This window comes from Streptomyces huiliensis (genome assembly GCF_020037025.1).
GTDB classification, from domain to species: domain Bacteria; phylum Actinomycetota; class Actinomycetes; order Streptomycetales; family Streptomycetaceae; genus Streptomyces; species Streptomyces huiliensis.
The window spans coordinates 72491-90832 of record NZ_JAIQLH010000010.1; the positions used below are offsets into that span (position 1 = coordinate 72491).

Annotated in this window: 12 protein-coding genes; 5 read left to right on the plus strand and 7 right to left on the minus strand. The window is 69.7% G+C overall.

All coding sequences use genetic code 11. The annotated features are described in order from the left end of the window. Nucleotides 1–21 precede the first annotated feature (21 nt). Complete coding sequence (locus JNW98_RS03130; protein WP_223766494.1) at nt 22–714, minus strand: TetR/AcrR family transcriptional regulator; 693 nt, start codon at nt 712–714, stop codon at nt 22–24. An 88-nt stretch (nt 715–802) separates the two neighbouring features. Between JNW98_RS03130 and JNW98_RS03135 the strand changes: the two genes are divergently transcribed. Both JNW98_RS03135 and JNW98_RS03140 read left to right on the plus strand, forming a co-directional pair. Beyond that, complete coding sequence (locus tag JNW98_RS03135) at nt 803–1732, plus strand: zinc-binding dehydrogenase (protein WP_223766495.1); 930 nt, start codon at nt 803–805, stop codon at nt 1730–1732. A 94-nt stretch (nt 1733–1826) separates the two neighbouring features. Then, on the plus strand, nt 1827–2597 hold the full coding sequence (locus tag JNW98_RS03140) for a hypothetical protein (protein WP_223766496.1): 771 nt from the start codon (nt 1827–1829) through the stop codon (nt 2595–2597). An 81-nt stretch (nt 2598–2678) separates the two neighbouring features. On the opposite strand, the gene JNW98_RS03145 is transcribed toward JNW98_RS03140, so the two are convergent. Continuing rightward, the gene (locus JNW98_RS03145; protein WP_372459152.1) at nt 2679–2915 is read right to left on the minus strand and encodes a hypothetical protein; all 237 of its coding nucleotides are present in this window, start codon (nt 2913–2915) and stop codon (nt 2679–2681) included. 158 nt (nt 2916–3073) lie between these two features. On the opposite strand from JNW98_RS03145, the gene JNW98_RS03150 reads away from it, so the two are divergent. Together JNW98_RS03150 and JNW98_RS03155 are read left to right on the plus strand one after the other, a co-directional pair. Next, the gene (locus tag JNW98_RS03150) at nt 3074–4438 is read left to right on the plus strand and encodes a cryptochrome/photolyase family protein (protein WP_223766497.1); all 1365 of its coding nucleotides are present in this window, start codon (nt 3074–3076) and stop codon (nt 4436–4438) included. Between the two features lie 156 nt (nt 4439–4594). Continuing rightward, nucleotides 4595–6337 (plus strand): pyruvate dehydrogenase, encoded by a 1743-nt coding sequence (locus tag JNW98_RS03155; RefSeq protein WP_223766498.1) that lies wholly within the window; start codon nt 4595–4597, stop codon nt 6335–6337. 129 nt (nt 6338–6466) lie between these two features. Here JNW98_RS03155 and JNW98_RS03160 read toward each other — a convergent pair whose 3' ends face one another. Both JNW98_RS03160 and JNW98_RS03165 read right to left on the minus strand, forming a co-directional pair. Beyond that, nucleotides 6467–6691 carry a hypothetical protein gene (locus JNW98_RS03160; protein ID WP_223766499.1) on the minus strand — a complete coding sequence of 75 codons (225 nt, stop codon included), beginning with the start codon at nt 6689–6691 and terminating at the stop codon, nt 6467–6469. Between the two features lie 69 nt (nt 6692–6760). Continuing rightward, a complete protein-coding gene (locus JNW98_RS03165; protein ID WP_223766500.1) occupies nt 6761–7039 on the minus strand; it encodes a hypothetical protein in 279 nt (92 codons plus the stop codon). A gap of 284 nt (nt 7040–7323) precedes the next feature. On the opposite strand from JNW98_RS03165, the gene JNW98_RS03170 reads away from it, so the two are divergent. Next, nucleotides 7324–8004 carry a response regulator gene (locus JNW98_RS03170; protein WP_223766501.1) on the plus strand — a complete coding sequence of 227 codons (681 nt, stop codon included), beginning with the start codon at nt 7324–7326 and terminating at the stop codon, nt 8002–8004. Between the two features lie 85 nt (nt 8005–8089). Here JNW98_RS03170 and JNW98_RS03175 read toward each other — a convergent pair whose 3' ends face one another. From JNW98_RS03175 to JNW98_RS03185, 3 genes are all read right to left on the minus strand, one after another. Next, a complete protein-coding gene (locus tag JNW98_RS03175) occupies nt 8090–10468 on the minus strand; it encodes a phosphoketolase family protein (RefSeq protein WP_223766502.1) in 2379 nt (792 codons plus the stop codon). 176 nt (nt 10469–10644) lie between these two features. Continuing rightward, nucleotides 10645–11319: a hypothetical protein gene (locus JNW98_RS03180; RefSeq protein WP_223766503.1), complete on the minus strand. Its 675-nt coding sequence runs from the start codon at nt 11317–11319 to the stop codon at nt 10645–10647. Between the two features lie 73 nt (nt 11320–11392). After that, entirely contained in the window at nt 11393–17938 is a 6546-nt protein-coding gene (locus JNW98_RS03185) for a polymorphic toxin-type HINT domain-containing protein (protein WP_372459153.1), read from the minus strand. Nucleotides 17939–18342 lie beyond the last annotated feature (404 nt).

The following is an 18342-nucleotide window of genomic DNA, read 5'->3' on the forward strand; positions in this document are numbered from 1 at the left end:
GACGGAGGACGGCTCCGCCGCCTACACGGCCCTCGGCTCCGCCGGAAGGCCCGGCACCCCCGGTACCGCGGCGAACACGCGGCGCGTCTCCGCCGCGAGGGCGTCGCGGCCCGGGGCGTCGGGGAGGTCCACCCACGCGTCCAGCGCGCGCCGGTGGGCGGCGACGAAGAAGTCGATCGCCAGGCGGAGGCGGAGGCCGTCCTCCGGCCCGTCGACGCGCAGCCGGCGCCCGAGGATGTCGGCCGCCCCGCGTACCGTGCGGTCGCAGAAGTGCAGGCCGTGGGCGTCCATGGACGGCGTCTCGGCGGCCAGCCGGCGGCTGAGGCGGACGCGCCGCGCCCAGTCCTCGTCGGTCATCCGCTCCAGCGCGGCGAACAGCGCCGCCTGGAGCATCTCCAGCACCGTCCCGCCGTGCGGCTCGCGGGTCTCCAGGTCGTCGAGGAACACCGCCCAGAGGTCCTGGGTCGGCGCCATCGCCACGTCTTCCTTGCTGGCGAAGTAGCGGAAGAAGGTGCGCTTGGACACCTCGACGGCGTCGCAGAGTTCGTCCAGCGTCGCCCCGTCGAAACCGCGTTCCGTGAAGAGCTCCAGAGCGGTGTCGATCAGTGTCCGGCGGGTGCGCAGCTTCTTGCGCTCGCGCAGCGGCAGGCGTTCCGAGGGATCGCCGGCGCGGGCGGGGGCGGGGGTGTGGTCGGGGGTGTCGGTGGCGGCCATCGCGGCCAGTGTAGCGCGGGAGCTAATGCCCCTTGTAGGTTTATGCCACTGAGTGGCACAATCGTTCTCCGGAAGGGCTGACCCTGCCATGCGCGCACTTCTCGTCGATCCCACCGCCCCCGCCCGCCTGCGGCTGGGCGAGGCGCCGGACCCCGAGCCGGCACCCCGTCAGGCGCTCGTCCGCACCGCCGCGACCTCGCTGAACTTCGGCGAGATCAAGCACGTCCTGGCGGCGGCGCCCGCCGGGGCCGTACTCGGCTGGGACGCGGCGGGCGTCGTCGAACGGGCGGCGGCCGACGGCTCCGGCCCCGCGGCCGGCACCCCCGTGGTCACCCTGGCCCCGGACGGAGCCTGGGCGGAGCTCCGCGCGGTCGACACCGGGCTCATCGGCACCGTGCCCGAGGGCGCGGACCTCGGCGCGATCAGCACGGTCCCCGTGGCCGGCGCCAGCGCCCTGCACGCGCTCCGGCGCATCGGCCCGCTCCTCGGCCGCCGCGTCCTGATCACGGGCGCGACCGGCGGCGTCGGCCGGTACGCCGTCCAACTCGCCCGCCGCGCCGGGGCGTACGTGATCGCGTCCACCGGCGCCCCCCGCACGCACGGCGACGACCTCCGGGCACTCGGCGCGCACGAGGTCGTCACCGGCCCGGAGTCCCTCACCGAACCGGTGCACGGCGTCGTCGACATGGTCGGCGGCCGGCACCTGGTCGAGGGCTACGCCCGGCTCGCCGAGCACGGCACCCTCGTCTCCGTGGGCCGCGCGACGGAGGCCCCCCACACCTTCCCGCACGACGCGTTCAGCGGCGCACCGGGACCCCACGACCGGACGCTGGTCACCTTCAACCTCCTGCGCCGCTCGGACCTCGACGAGGACCTGACCCTGCTGGCCGGCCTCGTGGCGTCCGGGGAACTGGACACCCACGTCACCTGGCGAGGCCCATGGGACAAGGCGGCGGACGCCATCGACCTGCTCATGAGCCGCCGCCTGCACGGCAAGGCGGTGCTGGACCTGGCCTGAGCCTCCCGTCACCCGCGAGGCAGCGGTCACCTGAGTACCGAAACTGAGTACGAACGCTCAGGCCCGGCCGCCTGTCGGGCGGCAGGCTGGGGTCATGACCACGCCGCTCACCGCACCGCAGCCGCACCCCTCGCACCTGCCGTTCCCCGCCTTCCCGCCCGCGCCGCCGCGCCGGCGCCGGCGCGGGCTGGTGGCCGGGGCCGTCGCGCTGGCCGTACTGGCCGGTGGCGGTACGGCCGGTGCCTGGTGGTTGATGTGGGGCGGCGGGGACGGGTCGCCGCTGGCCGGCCGGCCGCGGGTGGCGGACGGCGCGGCTGGGCTGAACTACGCCGTCCCCAAGGGCTGGGAGCAGGACAGGAAGCAGAAGCTCATCGACGCCTTCACCACGGCGATCGGCAGGAAGAAGCAGGACGACCGCCACATGGCCGTCGTCTTCACCGGCCGCTCCGGCGCGATCCCCGAGGACAGACTGCGAATGTGGGCCGAGCGGTCCGCCCGTTCGAACGCGGAGTTCTTCTACCCGGACCGGTCCGTCGCGCTGCTGGAGTCCCGCCCGACCTCGGTGGACGGCCACCCGGCCCACACCGTGGCCCTGCGGGTGGACGCCGAGAAGGACGGTCCCGCCCGGCTGCGGATGACGCTCCTGCAGGTGGACGACGCCCGGTCCGCCTTCCTCCTCGGCATCGACCAGCCGGCCGGCGGCCCGGTGCAGGAGGAGGTCGACCAGGTGCTGGAGAGCACCAAGGTGACGGCGGGACGGCCGGGCTCCGGCGCCCGGTCCGAGGCACTCCCGGGCCACGGGACGCACCGCTCCGAGGGCGCTCCCGCGGCGCGAGCGGCCGTCACCGACCGCCGTCGCTTCTAGCCCTCTCACTCCTCTCCAGCCCCCCTCACTCCTCTCCAGCCCCCTTGCTCCTCTCCAGTCACCTCACTCCTCTCTGGCCCCTCACTCCTCGAAGAACTCCCGCACCACCCGTTCGGCCGCCTCGTCCGCCGCCGCCGCGGGCGAGAGCTCGCTGAGGGTGTCCAGGTCGGTGTCCTCGGCGAGTTCGGCCTCCCACGCGGCGGCCAGCTGTTCCTGCCGCTCGGGCGCCTGGCTGCGGACCTTCTCCCGGCTCGCGGGGCTCAGGGCCGCCAGGAAGCGGGTCAGTTCGTCGGCGGGCATACGGACCTCTCTCGTCACGGTCGTTCCTCCCCCGCCGCATCCGAGGTGCGCGGGGTTCTTGATCAGGTGTTCCAGGTCCCGGTCCGGGTTCCCTGCCCCGAGCGGTCCACTCACCCGAACGGCCCCCGCGCCGCGCGTCCCCGGCCGGCGGTGAGGACGCGCCGTAGCCTGACGCCATGTCCGTCGCCCTCGCCCTGTTCACCTCCGACCTGCGGCTCCACGACAACCCCGTGCTGCGGGCGGCCCTCCGCGCCGGCGACCGCGTCGTCCCGCTGTTCGTCGTCGACAGCGGCGTCGCCGCGGCCGGCTTCGCCGCGCCGAACCGGGCCGCGTTCCTCGCCGACTGCCTGGCCGACCTGGACCAGGGGCTGCGGGCGCGCGGCGGCCGGCTGGTCGTCCGCCGGGGCGACGTGGTCGAGGAGACGTGCCGGGTGGCCGCGGCGGCGGACGCGGCGGAGGTGCACGTCGCCGCCGGGGTGAGCGGCTACGCGCACCGCCGCGAGGAGCGGCTGCGCGCCGCGCTGGAGGCGGACGGGCGGCGGCTGCGCGTGCACGACGCGGTGGTGACGGTGGTGGCGCCAGGCGCGGTGGTACCCGCGGGGAAGGACCACTTCGCGGTGTTCACGCCGTTCTTCCGCCGCTGGTCGGCACAGGCGCCGCGGGCGGTCGCGGCCCCGCCCCGGCGCGTCGAGGTGCCGGACGTGGACGGGCTGCCGGTGCCGTCCGCCGCGGACCTCGGGGGCGGCGGCGCGGCGTCCGGCGTGCCGAAAGGCGGCGAGCGCGAGGGCCGGCGGCGGCTGACGGCCTGGCTGCGGAACGGCGTCGACCGCTACGCCGAGCTCCACGACGACCTGGCCGCCGACGCCACCTCCCGCCTCTCCCCTTACCTGCACTTCGGCTGCCTGTCCCCGCTGGAAGTGGTGACGCGGGCCCGCGGGGACTCACCCGGCGCCGAGGCGTTCGTCCGCCAGCTGGCCTGGCGCGACTTCCACCACCAGGTGCTCGCCGCCCGCCCGCGGGCCGCCGCCGGCGACTACCGGACGCGGCACGACCGCTGGCGGCGGGATCCGGGCGAGTTCGACGCCTGGCGGACCGGGCACACCGGCTACCCGGTCGTCGACGCGGCGATGCGCCAGCTCGCGCACGAGGGCTGGGTGCACAACCGGGCCCGTATGATCACCGCCTCCTTCCTCGCCAAGTCGCTCCACCACGACTGGCGGGAGGGCGCCCGGCACTTCCTCCACCAGCTCGTCGACGGCGACCTGGCCAACAACCAGCTCAACTGGCAGTGGATGGCCGGCACGGGCACCGACACCCGCCCCAACCGCGTCCTCAACCCCGTCGTCCAGGGCCGCCGCTTCGACCCCGCCGGCGCGTACGTCCGCCGCTGGGTCCCCGAGCTGGCCGGCGTCCCCGGGCCCGCCGCCCACGAGCCGTGGAAGCTCCCCGCCGCGGACCGCGCCCGGCTGCGCTACCCGGAACCGCTCGTCGACCTCGCCGAGGCCCTGGCCCGCTTCCGGGCGGCACGCGGCCTGGACTGAGCTCCCCGCCTCCGCGGACTGGGTCCCCGTGCGCCGCCCGGATACACGAAGATGCGTGACCAGGTGTTCCGTGGGTGGATGGGGGCAGGGGCGCGGGAGACCGGTCGCGTCGCCGCGCCGGTCGCGTACGACTCGGCGGAACGGAGGAGCGTTCTCATGGCCAAGCAGACGGTGGCGGAGCAGTTCGTCGACATCCTGGCGCGGGCCGGGGTGCGGCGGCTCTACGGGGTCGTCGGCGACAGCCTCAACCCGGTCGTGGACGCGGTGCGCCGCAACGCGGCCATCGACTGGGTGCACGTCCGCCACGAGGAGGCCGCCGCGTTCGCCGCGGGCGCGGAGGCGCAGCTGACCGGGAAGCTGGCGGCCTGCGCGGGCTCCTGCGGCCCCGGCAACCTGCACCTGATCAACGGCCTGTACGACGCGCACCGTTCGATGGCCCCGGTGCTCGCGCTGGCCTCGCACATCCCGAGCGCCGAGATCGGCACCGGCTTCTTCCAGGAGACCCACCCGGACCAGCTGTTCCGCGAGTGCAGCCACTACTGCGAGCTGGTGTCCACCCCGCAGCAGATGCCGCGCGTGCTGCGGACCGGCATCCAGAACGCGATCGGGCGTGGCGGGGTCGGCGTCATCGTGCTGCCCGGGGACGTCGCCGGGGAGCCGGCCGCCGTGCCCACCGGGGACCACGCGCTGGTCACCGCCCGGCCGTCGGTGCGGCCGGGGGACGCGGAGATCGACGCGCTTGCGCGGATGGTCGACGAGGCCGGCAAGGTGACGCTGTTCTGCGGCGCCGGCACGGCGGGGGCGCACGACGAGGTGATGCGGTTCGCGGAGCGGGTGAAGGCGCCCGTCGGGCACGCGCTGCGCGGCAAGGAGTGGATCCAGTACGACAACCCGTACGACGTCGGCATGAGCGGGCTGCTGGGCTACGGCGCCGCCTACGACGCCACGCACGAGTGCGACCTGCTGATCCTGCTGGGCACCGACTTCCCGTACAACGCGTTCCTGCCGGACGACGTGAAGATCGCCCAGGTGGACGTGCGGCCCGAGCACCTGGGCCGGCGGTCCGCGCTCGACCTCGCGGTGTGGGGCGACGTCCGCGAGACGCTCCGCTGCCTCACGCCGAAGGTGCGGGTGAAGAGCGGCCGGAAGTTCCTCGACAAGATGCTGAAGAAGCACGCGGACGCCCTGGAGGGGGTCGTCAAGGCGTACACGCGGAAGGTGGAGAAGCACACGCCGATCCACCCGGAGTACGTGGCGTCGGTACTGGACGAGGAGGCGGCGGACGACGCGGTGTTCACCGTCGACACCGGGATGAACAACGTCTGGGCCGCCCGCTACCTCACTCCGAACGGCCGGCGGCGCGTCATCGGCTCGTTCACCCACGGCTCGATGGCCAACGCGCTGCCGCAGGCGATCGGGGCGCAGTTCCTCGACCCGGACCGGCAGGTGGTGTCGATGTCCGGGGACGGCGGGTTCTCCATGCTGATGGGCGACTTCCTGACGCTGGTGCAGTACGGGCTGCCGGTGAAGGTGGTGCTGTTCAACAACTCGTCGCTGGGGATGGTGGAGCTGGAGATGATGGTGGGCGGCCTGCCGTCGTACGGCACGGCCAACCGCAATCCGGACTTCGCGGCCCTCGCGACGGCGGCCGGGGCGTACGGGGTGCGGGTGGAGAAGCCGAAGCAGGTGCGGGGCGCGCTGCGGGACGCGTTCCGGCACAAGGGGCCGGCGCTGGTGGACATCGTGACCGACCCCAACGCGCTCTCCATGCCGCCGAAGATCAGCGCGGACATGGTGAGCGGCTTCGCCCTCTCGGCCGGGAAGATGGTGCTGGACGGGGGTGTGGGCCGGATGGTGCAGATGGCGCGTTCGAACCTGCGGAACATCCCGCGGCCCTGAACCTGCGGAACATCCTGCGGCCCCGAGCCCGCGCGGACGCCACCGCGCCCCCGTCGGGGAACCCAGCGGGGAACCCGTCCGGGAACCCGTCCGGCGGCCCTTGCGCATCCGCCGGACGGGTCCCGTCCGCTACCGCCGGGCCAGCCGGGGCCCGCCGGACGCGTCCTCCACCCGGTAGCGGGCGGCCAGTTCCGCGAGGGGTTTGCCGACGCACTCGTCCGGCACCGCGAACTCCGCCACCTTGCGGTCCTCGCCGGGCACCGGGCGGACCCCGACGCGGTCGTCGCCCTCCTCCACGATCTCCGCCAGGGCGATGATGTCCCCGTTCTCGTCGAATGACGCGTGTACGCGCATGATGGGACCGTCCGTTCCGTCGCGGATGTCTACTGCTGATGTCTACGGAGTACGGAGACTGAGGGGTGACTACGGGGTCACAAGGACGAGGGTGAAGATGAACTCGGAGTTCCCGGTCGCCCGGAGCGTCAGCCCCCAGAACGGCGGAATCGGGTCGTCGAACTCCCAGAACGAGAACTCGGACACGTACTCCAGCTGGGCGACCCGGTCGCTGAACGACGTGTGGTTCACACAGGGCCGGATCCAGGAACTGCCGGACGGGACTTTGCGGAAGTCGAAGGCGAAATTGCTCTGCTGACCGTTGCCGAGGAACAGCAGGCCGGTGCTCTTCACTTCGAGACCGGGCATGTTCCACCGCCTTTCCGGAATCGCCGGGCGCGAAAGTGCGTCCGGTGCGCACAGCGTGCGCCCGGGCGCCGGGCACCGTGAACGGCCGTGACGCGAACACCACCCGTTCGGCCTCGCGGGACGGGACGGCGGTGGCCCCTGCGCCGTGCGGGCCGCCGGGGCCGGGGGCTCCGGGCGCTTCGGGAGGTGGGGCCGTTCGGCCCATGGCACCGCCCCGTACGATCGACCAGGATCGACACGAAGCGTGACCGGTGCGACCGGCGCGGACGGTGACAGGAGGGGCAGTGGAACAGGCAAGGGTCTTCTCTCCGGAGAAGCCGATCCGGGTGTTCCTCCTGGACGACCACGAGGTCGTCCGGCGGGGCATCCAGGACCTGCTGGACGCCGAGGACGACATCACGGTGGCCGGCGAGGCCGGCACGATCGACCAGGCCCTCGCCCGGGGGCCCGCGCTGCGCCCGGACGTCGCCGTGCTGGACGTCCGGCTGCCCGACGGCGACGGCATCTCGGTCTGCCGCGAGCTGCGGTCGCGGATGCCGGGCCTGGCCTGTCTGATGCTCACGTCGTTCGACGACGACGACGCCCTGCTCGACGCCATCATGGCGGGCGCCGCGGGCTACGTGCTCAAGCAGATCAAGGGCTCCGACCTGGTGGCGGCGATCCGCACGGTCGCCTCCGGGCAGTCCATGCTCGACCCGGCCACCACCGCCCGGCTGATGAGCAGCCTGCGCGGCGACGAGGGCGCCCACCCGGAGGACGACCGGCTGGCGGGCCTGTCGCCGCGCGAGCGCGACATCCTGGCGCTCATCGGCGAGGGCATGACGAACCGGCAGATCGGCCGGCAGCTCTTCCTCTCCGAGAAGACCGTGAAGAACCACATCTCGCGGCTGCTCGCCAAGCTGGGCGTGGAGCGCCGCATCCAGGCCGCGGTGATCGCCTCGGAGGCGGCCCGGGCGGGCGGCTGAGCCGCCGGGGGCTCCCCCGCCGGGGCCTCGCCCACCGGGGCTCACCCATCGGAGGCTCACCCATCAGAGGCTCAGCCGCCGGGGCTCACCCGTCCCAGCTCCACTCCGCGACCTCCGGCAGGTCCGTGCCGTGCTCGCGGATCCACGCGTGGTGGCGCGTCCGCACGTCGGCCATCGCCTGCCGCACGGCGGCGGCCCGGACGCCGAGGCCGGGCACGCGGTCGATGACGTCCATCACCAGCCGGTAACGGTCGAGGTCGTTGCTGACGACCATGTCGAACGGCGTGGTCGTCGTGCCGGATTCCTTGTAGCCGCGCACATGCAGGTTGGCGTGGCCGGCCCGCCGGTAGGCGAGGCGGTGGATGAGCCACGGATAGCCGTGGTACGCGAAGACGACGGGCCGGTCGGTGGTGAAGAGGGCGTCGAACTCGTGGTCCGGCATGCCGTGCGGGTGCTCGCCGTGCGGCATCAGCCGGGCGATGTCGACGACGTTGACGACGCGTACGGCGAGGTTGGGCAGGTGCCGCCGGAGCAGCGAGGCGGCGGCCAGGGTCTCCTGTGTCGGCACGTCCCCGGCACAGCCGAGGACGACGTCGGGCTCCCGCCGCCCGTCCTCCGTACCGGCCCACTCCCAGACACCCGCGCCGCGGGCGCAGTGGGCGCGGGCCTGGTCGAGGGTGAGCCAGTCGAAGCAGGGCTGCTTGCCGGCGACGATGACGTTGACGTAGTCGCGGCTGCGCAGGGCGTGGTCGGCGACGGAGAGCAGGGTGTTGGCGTCAGGCGGCAGATACACCCGCACGACTTCCGGACTCTTGTTGAGGACGTGATCGACGAAGCCGGGATCCTGATGCGAGAACCCGTTGTGATCCTGCCGCCAGACGTGCGAGGTGAGCAGGTAGTTGAGGGAGGCGACGGGCCGCCGCCAGGGCAGCCGCCGGGAGACCCGCAGCCACTTGATGTGCTGGTTGACCATCGAGTCGACGATGTGCACGAACGCCTCGTAACAAGAGAACAGCCCGTGCCGTCCGGTGAGGAGGTACCCCTCCAGCCACCCCTGGCAGGTGTGCTCGGACAGGATCTCCATGACGCGCCCGTGCCGGTCGAGGTGCTCGTCGGTCGGAACGGTCTCGGCCTGCCACGCCTTGCCGGTGGCGTCGTAGACCGCCTGCAGCCGGTTGGAAGCGGTCTCGTCGGGCCCCACGAGACGGAAGTCGCGGCGCTCGGCAGTGGCCTCCATGACCTCGGCGAGCAGCCCGCCGAGGACGGCGGTCGGCTCGCTCCGCCCGGCCCCCGGCCGGTCCACGGCGACCGCGTGCCGCTCCAGCGGCGGGACGGGCAGGTCGCGGAGGAGCAGCCCGCCGTTGGCGTACGGGGTGGCGCCGAGCCGCCGCGCCCCCTCGGGCACGCACTCCAGCACGTCCGGACGCGGGCGCCCACGCTCGTCGAACAGTTCCTCCGGCCGGTACGACCGCAGCCACGCCTCCAGCTGCCGCAGGTGCTCGGGGTTGTCCCGGACCCCGGACAGCGGCACCTGATGGGACCGCCAGGTGCCCTCGACGGGCAGCCCGTCGACCTCACGGGGCCCGCTCCACCCCTTGGGCGTGCGCAGCACGATGACGGGCCAGGAGGGCCGGTCCGTGATGCCCTCCTCGCGGGCGGTACGCCGGATGGCGTCGATGTGATCGAGCGCGGTGTCCATGGCGACGGCCATGGCGCGGTGCACGGCGGCGGGATCGTCCCCGGTCACGTGCAGAACATGATGACCGTACCCGTGCAACAGCCGGTCGAGCTCGTGCTCGGGCAGCCGGGCGAGAACCGTAGGGTTGGCGATCTTGTACCCGTTGAGATGCAGAATCGGCAGGACAGCACCATCCCGAACGGGATCGAGGAACTTGTTGGAATGCCATGAGGCGGCCAACGGACCGGTCTCGGCCTCCCCGTCCCCGATGACGCAGGCGACGAGCAGGTCAGGCCGGTCGAACGCGGCCCCGTAGGCGTGCGAGAGCGAATACCCCAGCTCCCCACCCTCATGAATCGACCCGGGCGTCTCGGGCGCCACATGACTCGGCACCCCACCGGGAAACGAGAACTGCCGGAACAGTCGCTCCATCCCATCCGCGTCCCGTGTGACGTCGGGATACGTCTCGCTGTAACTCCCCTCCAGCCACGAGTTCCCCACCACAGCCGGCCCGCCATGCCCGGGCCCCCACACACAGAGCGCCTCGATCCCCCGCTGCTTGATCACCCGGTTGAGGTGGGTGTACACGAGGTTCAGCCCGGGCGAGGTCCCCCAGTGCCCGAGCAGCCGCGGCTTGATGTGCTGTGGCCGCAACGGCTCCGCCAGCAGCGGGTTCCCCATCAGATAGATCTGCCCGGCCGCCAGATAATTGGCGGCCCGCCAGTGCGCATCCAGCACGGCGATCTCGGCGTCGGCGGCATGTCCCTCATCGTTGGGCTCCGGCATGCCCCCACGATTTCACCTCGCTGGGCCGAGCGCCATGGGATGAATGCAGACGGGCCACACGGGCCTAGAGCACTAACGCTGCCGCCGACTGTCTGAAATCAGGAGGTTGGAGGGCGCTCGCCGGAGGGGAAATCACCTACCTACAATCACATCGACCTGACCGGCCGGAGTTCATTTCAGTAGGAAACCCGAGAAAACCGGACCCCAGATCGCCAGGACGAATCCCCCGACAAGAACCTCTGGAATACATCAATAACTTGCGGGAGTTCATTCAGAACGAACCGGAAGTGCTTATCCTCAGCCCCTTCCTTAACTTCCACAGCATAAGAACCTGCGGGCACCCCCACAGCAGCACCAAACCCTACTTGCATAAACCAACCAGGACTGGTTTCGAGGATGACGTACCAGTCTTCCGGAGAAAGACCACGCAGCGCCTGAGAAACGTCGCCCCAATCAGGCCCCTCCACAACCAATCCATTGGAAAGTTCCAACGTCACCGAGGTTCCGCCTTGCGGGAAGTACACCTTCCCGAACTGTGGGTCGTAGCATGTAATCCCACAATCAGCGGCGATCCCCAGCAAGGTTTCAAAAATTTCCGACTGCCGCGGGCGGGAAATGGAAGCGATCACGCATTCCCTGGTCCGATACAAGGGAGACGACCACGGCGAGTCTTCGAAGTTGTCCTCCGTAAGATCAGGAAAACGACTCGTCAGTTGCGCGTAGAACGTCCCCAACATACCGTGTTCGCCTGCGATACCCATACCCCCCTCCGCCATGGCTCCGTACTTGCGAGCTGCTTCGGCAGGGGAAATCGGCTGCCTCTCCCACCAAAAGCCCAGATCAAAGCTCATGGAACCACTCCTGCTAGAGTCACTCTCGGGCACCGTTGAGGGCAGCCTACAGATATAGGCTGCCCCCAGCCAATCAGTGGGGAACCCAGGCGTTGAACGTCCCATCTAGAGTGATCCCACGGCTGGTTTTGACCGAGTTCCCCGGCTGGTTCAGCCAGGCGTCAAACCTCCGCTGCGGCGGAGTCAACGGAGAGCTCCCCCCCTTGGTCTCCACCCCGAGCCAGCGCCCCTCGATCTGAACCGCGCCGTCATATTTGCGCAGCGGGAAACCCGGGACCCTCGCGGACACCTGCCCTCGGATTACTAGCACGCCGTCAAGCTCAAGTTGATCCAGAACAGTTCGCTCATCAAGCGAACCGTCGGTTCCTGGTTCCCCATTGCGCTTCGAAAATTTTCCGTCAGGCGTACGCGGTGCTTTTCCTACAATACAGTTCGCGTTGTGAACCAGAACCGGCGTCCCACTCGCCAGCACGTAGTACGTATGCATGCCGTTGACCGTCAAGTCATATGTGGCCTGCCGCTTGACGAAGTGCCGGACGGCCTTGACCGGTAGAGATTTACCCTTGTCGGTCCGTAGGCGAGATCCAGGACGAAGGTCGCCGGCATTGACCCACTTCTCTTCGGTGACCTCCCAGAACGGATGGGTGTCCGTGGCGATGACGCTCGCAGCGCCACGCTCAGTCTCAACCGTCAGGTCGCTAAAGTTCTTGTCATGCCGGGTGTCGAACGTGGCTACGACCTCACGTCGGGTCTTCTTGCCCGTCTCCGGATCCGTTGCTAGGACTCTGTCACCTGTCTTGACATCTTCGATCGGCTTGCTACCGCCGTCTTCGAGCAGGATTTCGGTGCCACGCGCGAAGCTGTGGAGACAGGAGGACCCTCCTGCACCCCGTCCGCCTCCTGGGGCGGGCCGGGGCCTTCCTCCCATGCCTCGGGCGGAGCCGCCCACTACCCCGGGCACACCCCACAGCGCCGCAGCAGCGGACAAGCCGTTTTTCCACGAGCCCAGGCCGTTAGGGCAGCTAAGGCGAGCACAGGAAAGATATGCGAGATGCTGGACCTGCCTCAGCGCCGTATCCGCCTCCGGGCCGCCGCGGTTGATGGCGTCGCTCCAGCAGTTGATCGACTCGCCCATGCAGGAGCGAATGATTTCCTGGTAGAGCGTCTCCTGGAATTTCTTCTTGTCCTTCCAGTTGATGGGCACCTCGACGCCCGCGTAGATCTCCTCCATGCCTCGGCGGGACGGGTGTTCGTACCCACCAGATTCACCGCCGTCGTAACCACCACCGCCGCCCTCATCACCGCCGCCATCGTCGCCGGACGAGGACTCTCCCGGCACCCGCTGGTCCCAGCCGCCGTCCGAGCGCCTGGTGCACTGCATCCCCGGATAGGTCCAGCAGTCCGCCGGCTGCAGACCTGAAGGGTCGGACAAGGTGGCCGGGTTGTTGTGGGCGTAGGTGTAGCCGTGGTTTTGCTGGGGATCGCCCAGGTCCATCACGGGGTCCACGCTGATGAACCGGCCGATGGCGGGGTCGTATTCGCGGGCGCCCAGGTGGGTCAGGCCGGTCGTCGTGTCCTTTGTGCCGCCGACGAAGCCCTTGGTGCCCGGCCAGGTTTTCGGCTGTTCGCCGCGCGGGCTGCCGAAGGGGGTGCTGCGTCTGTGAGATGCAGAGGCGTTCTTCGCGTCGATGGCGAGCTGGCCGGTACCGACGTGGTCCGCCACGACGAACGAGCCGCTGCCGTCGTCGTTCTGGACGGCCTGGACACCGTTGCCCAGGTCGAGGTAGCGGGTGGCCTTGGGTGTCTTGGCACCCTTGGCGAGGGTGATCTCCGTGGCACCGAGGTAGAGCGTGGTCTCCGTGTCCGTGCGGCCGATCAGCCGTTGGCCGTCGGCGTCGTAGACATAGGAGGCACTGCCGGCGGCCTTGTCGTCCCGGAACTGGACGGCCTTCGCCAGGTGTCCCTCGGCGTCCCAGTCCAGGGTCTGCTTGTCACCGGCGATCGTCCGGGTCGTGGTGTTGCCGAGGGAGTCGTAGGCGTAGGAGTCCTTGGCCGTTCCTGTCGGGGCGGTCGTGTCCACCGCGGTCAGCGTGTGCGGCTGCGGACCGCCGGCCGGCGGGTACGAGTAGGTGCGCTTGGTGTCCTTGGCACTGTCGCCGCCGGTGTCGTGGCGGGTTTCCGTGAGACGGTTGCCGGTCTTGTCGTAGGTGTAGGAGTTCCAGTACGGGGCCGGGCCACCGATCGACTTGCCGTCCGGGGCGTTGGAACAGGACGGAGTGGGCTGGGTCCATTCGTCCGTCATGCGCCGCAGGTAGTCATAGGTGAAGCACTGGGTGTCCAGACCACCGGATGCGGCGTCGGAGACGGCGCGGACGTTACCGGTCTCGTCATACGTGTACGTGGCGGCCTTGTCCACGGTGGGCACGTTCTCGCGGTCGACGCGCGTGGTGGCCAGTCGCTGCGTGCCCCACTCGTAGCCGTTGGTGAGCTGGGTGAACTTCCCACCGCCGGTCAGCTTCGCCTGGAGCGGTTTACCCGTGAGGCTGTAGCTGGTCACGGTCGCCTTGAGCCCGCCGGAGCCGATGACCTCCGTGGGGCGCAGCAGCTTGTCGTAGCCGTAGACGACGCCCTCGCCGGACAAAGCGCCCGCCTTGGGGAGCATCATGCCCTGGACGCTGCCGGAAGGGTTGTAGGTGGTACCGAAGTAGTACTCCCCCGCCAAGGCACCCTCATTGGAGGGGATCCCCACCCGCGACCGTGTGACGCGGTACAGGGAGTCGTACTCGTCGACACGGTTGGTGTAGGCGTTGCCGTTCTCGAAACGGGTGGAGGTGGCGGGTTGCCCCTTGCCGCGGTTGACCGTGTCGTACGTCCACTCGGCCAGCTTCGGTCCGTTGGCCGAACCCTCGTGGAGTTCGGTCTTGCGGCCGAGGTTGTCGTAGGCGTAGTAGAGCGTGTTCTTGCTCTTGCGCGAGTTCGTGACGCTGATCAGCTGACCGCGGTCGTCGTACGTGCTCGTCACCGGGCCCTTGTCCGGGTCCTCGGAGGAGATCTGGCGGCCGAGTTGGTCGTAGGTGTACGTCCAGGCGTTGCCCGCCGGGTCGGTGAACTTGGTCAGCTTGCCCGTCGGGCCGTACGTGTAGCGGGTGACGTCTGCTTCCCCGTCGGCACCGCGGTCGTGGTGCTGGCGTAGCTCCGTGGTCTGACCCCGCGCGTCGATCACCGTGGTCGTGGCTGTGGATCCGACCGGCGGGATCACCGTCGTGCGGTCACCGCCGTAAATCGTGCGCGTCGTGGACAGTACCTTGCCGACGTCGCTGTTGCCGGCGATCTGCTTCGCTTCCGTGGCGCGGCCGAGACCGTCGTAAGTCGTCCAGGTCTGGGACTCCACCTTCAGGGCGTCGTCCGGGGCGAAGAGGCCCGTCGTCGGAGCGCCCAGGGCGTAGTACGAAGCGAAGACCTTCGTGGTCAGTCCGCGTTCGTCATAGAAGGTGTCGGTCAGCAGCCGCCCGCCGTCGGGACCGGGCGCCTGGGTCTGACGGGGACGGAGAAGTCCGTCGTACAGAGCGTACGAGGTCAGCTGACCGCTGCTGTCGTTGAGCGTCCGGGTGGCGACGGCCGCCGGCTTGCCCTCGGCTATGTGGTAGGCGAACTCCAGGCTCGGCGCCCCACCCGCGGCTTTCGGCTTGTTGGGCAGCCATACCTTGGTGTTGCGGCCGAGCGCGTCGTAGTCGAAGTCGGTTCGCCGGTCGTTCGCGTCCACCTTGCTCAGCGGTTCTCCGCGCACCGCGTCGAGCGTGACCGTGCTCGACCAGGCGGTCGACGGAGCGTCCGCCTTGGCCGGAGGCGCGGTCGTGGTCACGGTGGTGGGAAACCCCGTGCCGGGTGAGTAGGCCGTCGTGGTGGTACGGCCGTCCGTCCGCTTGGTGACGAAGCGGCGCTCGCCGGAGTCGTCGAAGACGACGTCGGCCGTCAGGTCGGTCGCCGTCAGCTCCCGCCCGTAGCCGTCGAAGGTCTTCCCGGATTCCAGGTAGACCGCCTGCTGCCCGTCGTCCTTCTTCAGCATGGCCACGCTCGTCGGATCACCCTTGGTGGGCGCCGCTCCATAGGTCCCGCCGTCGTACGCCGTGCGGACGTCGGAGACGACCGCCTTGCTCCGGTCGATCGACGACGCCTTGGCGCAGGAGGCCGCGACGGTCACCGCACGCGACGGCAGGCTGAAGATGTTGGCGTCAGGATTATCCGCGTACGTGGTCCGGGTGCACCGGTCGTCGGCATCGGTCTCGGTGTCACCGAAGTCGTCCACCTGCTTGGCCCGACCGGTCTTCGTGTCGAACTCCGTCACCGTGCGGGTCTGCCGCCACTTCTCACCCGCCCCGCCGTCCAGCGAGGTGAAGGCGCGTGATGATTCCGTGCCGGTGAAGTTCGCAGTGACCGTGCCCCAGGAGCGCTCGCGTTTGCCCGTCTCGTGGTGCCAAGGACGGCTGACGGTTTTGGAGAGAATCTTTCCGCCCGGGCCCGAGTAGGTCTCCGTGCGGTACGTGAAGCCGGCCGCGGACTCGTGGTCCGTGATCGGGCCGCCTTCCTCCTCCTTCTGGAGGACAGTGACGCTCTTCTTGCCGCCGCCCGAATCCTTCCGGTCGCCGTCCATGCCGCGCAGGAAGTAGGTGTCCTCCTGGGACTTCATCCCGTCCGCGCCCTGGCCGCCCTTCTGGACGCGTACGTGCCCGTACCCTCGCCACTGGGACCAGGTCTTGAACTTCTCCTTGGTCAGCCCGTCGTCATCGTCGAAGTGCCAGGCCCCACCGTCGAGGTAGTCGTAGCGAGTGACCTGGTCGGGGGCGCCACCCGTGCGGTCGGTGGCCGCGACGGCCTCGACCACGTACTTGTTGAACCACTGCTTGGTCGGATCGTCGCTGCTGCTGCCGCCGATGAACTGGGGGAAGCATCGAGTGGTGTTGGACTCGGGGGTGGGGAGCTTCGCCCAGTCGCATGCCGGCTGGGAGTAGACGGCATCGGTCTGTCCGCCGAACTCGTCCGCGACCGTGGAAAGGCGCTCTTTGATGAACGGCGCCTTCCCGTCCCCCGTCTTGTCCAGGCGGTTGGGTCGCTGGGTGTAGGCGAAGGTGGTCTTCGGCAAGGTGATGGCGGGACTCGCGGACTGACCGGTGTGCTGGATGGACTCCAGGAGGAGCTGGTAGTCGATGTCCGCCGTGCCCCAGCGGTGACCCAGCTTCCACGAGTCGACGGAGGCGTACGTGCCGTCACTCTTCACCACGCTGGTGGTGATCTCGGTCAGTCGCTTCCGCGTCCAGAAGGAGGGTGAGAAGCGACCCTTGTCGCACTCGGTGCCCGCCTTGCAGTTCAGGTCCCACGGAGTGTCGTACCAGTAGGCCTTCTTGTCGTCGATGGTGTTCTCCGCGCAGGTCACCTTGTCCTTGTCCTGCGGGAGGCACCGCTCGGCGCTGGTGAACTCGACCTTGGCCGACGGCTTGGCGTACAGGTCGGCGGACTTCAGTCCGTACTCGATGCGCTTGAGGTAGCCCCCGCGCGCATACGGGGTGTCGTCCTTCTTCTCCAGATCACGGCCGTAGGAGTTGTTCTCCTTGCCGTAGTAGTAGCCGACGGCGTTGCCGTGCCGGTCGACGACGTAGTCGAGGTTCCATCGCCAGGCCTGCTGGCACCACGAGTCCTTGAAACCGCCCTTGTGACAAGGCTCGCCCGAGTTGTTCCCGTAGACGGGTACGGTCCACGTGGAGTCGGTGGTGTCCTTGCCCTTGGCCCATCCGTTGAGCTTGTGGTAACCGAAGTAGTAGCGGGTGCCGCCCGAGGTGGTCAGCCGCCAGTACTCGTTGTCGTTGTCACCGTTATCGTGCTCACTGCCGGAGAGACGGGCGACCCTGGTGCCGTCGTCGTTCTTCAGCCTGAATTCGTTGCCGCCGGTCGGGACGAGTTCCCCCGCCTTGCCGTTGAAGGAGATGAAAGCGTTGTCGTAGGCCCAGCAGAGATCGCCGGGCTTGTTCCCGTCGTCGTGCTTCTCCCCGTCGTCATAACACGGTTTGTAGCGGCGCTCGATGAACCCGGGCCACATGTCGAATCCATCGCCCACCCAGGACGACTGGTTGTTGGTGTTGCCCGTGCGGCCGTCGATGGTCGAAGAGGAATAGTTGAGACCGAGGTTGGGCTTCAGGCTGCCGGGGACGTCCGGCACCGGAATGTCGTAGGACCAGCCGAAGGCACCACTGTTCAGATCGGTCTTCCACGTCGCCGAAGGGGACAGTGGCGTGGCCTTGTAATCACCCTTCTCGCCCGAAGCGGCCGGGGCGGCGGCGAGCACGGTCGCGCTGCCGGCCCGGAGACCGATCCGGTCGGCGGTCAACACCTGCTTTTCGGTGTCGTTCTTCGTGACGAGGGGCTTCGCCGTCCGGCACGCGGCCTTGTCGGGAGAAGTGATCGCGCAGGAAGGAAGCTCGACGAGCCCCAACCGCGACGCGTATCCGCCACCGAAGGTCTGCGCGTAGCCGGAGTAGTCGATGCGCACGCCTGCGCTCGTGGGCTCAGCGGCTGTGGCGGTGTTTCCCCCTGATACCGGGGTGATGACGAACAGGGGCCCGTCCACCTGAGCCCGACGGCTCGCCTCTGGGTCCAACGCCCGGACCTCGGCCTTGCCCGGCGGTTTACTCGGGTTGCCTGCTTCCCGCGAGGGCGCGAAGAGGGTCACCGGTGCGCGGCCGGTCTTCGCTTGGCTGCCGCCCGGAGTCGCTGTTCCCGTGAGTTCGACCGAAGCCTTCCCGCTCGGGCTCCACATCGCCCGGGGCGACTGTCGGGGGACTCTGGGTGCTGGATCGGTCTTGCGCGGCTTGCTCGGGAACTCCTTGCCGGCTACGGGTGTGCCCGGTGATGGTGCCCCAGGCAGATGGTCCGCCGCTTCGGCGACGGATGCGGCCACACCCTGCAGCAGTGACCCCACCAAGACCGCGGACACACCGAGTGCCACGCGTCTGTGCCAGGGGGCGATACGTA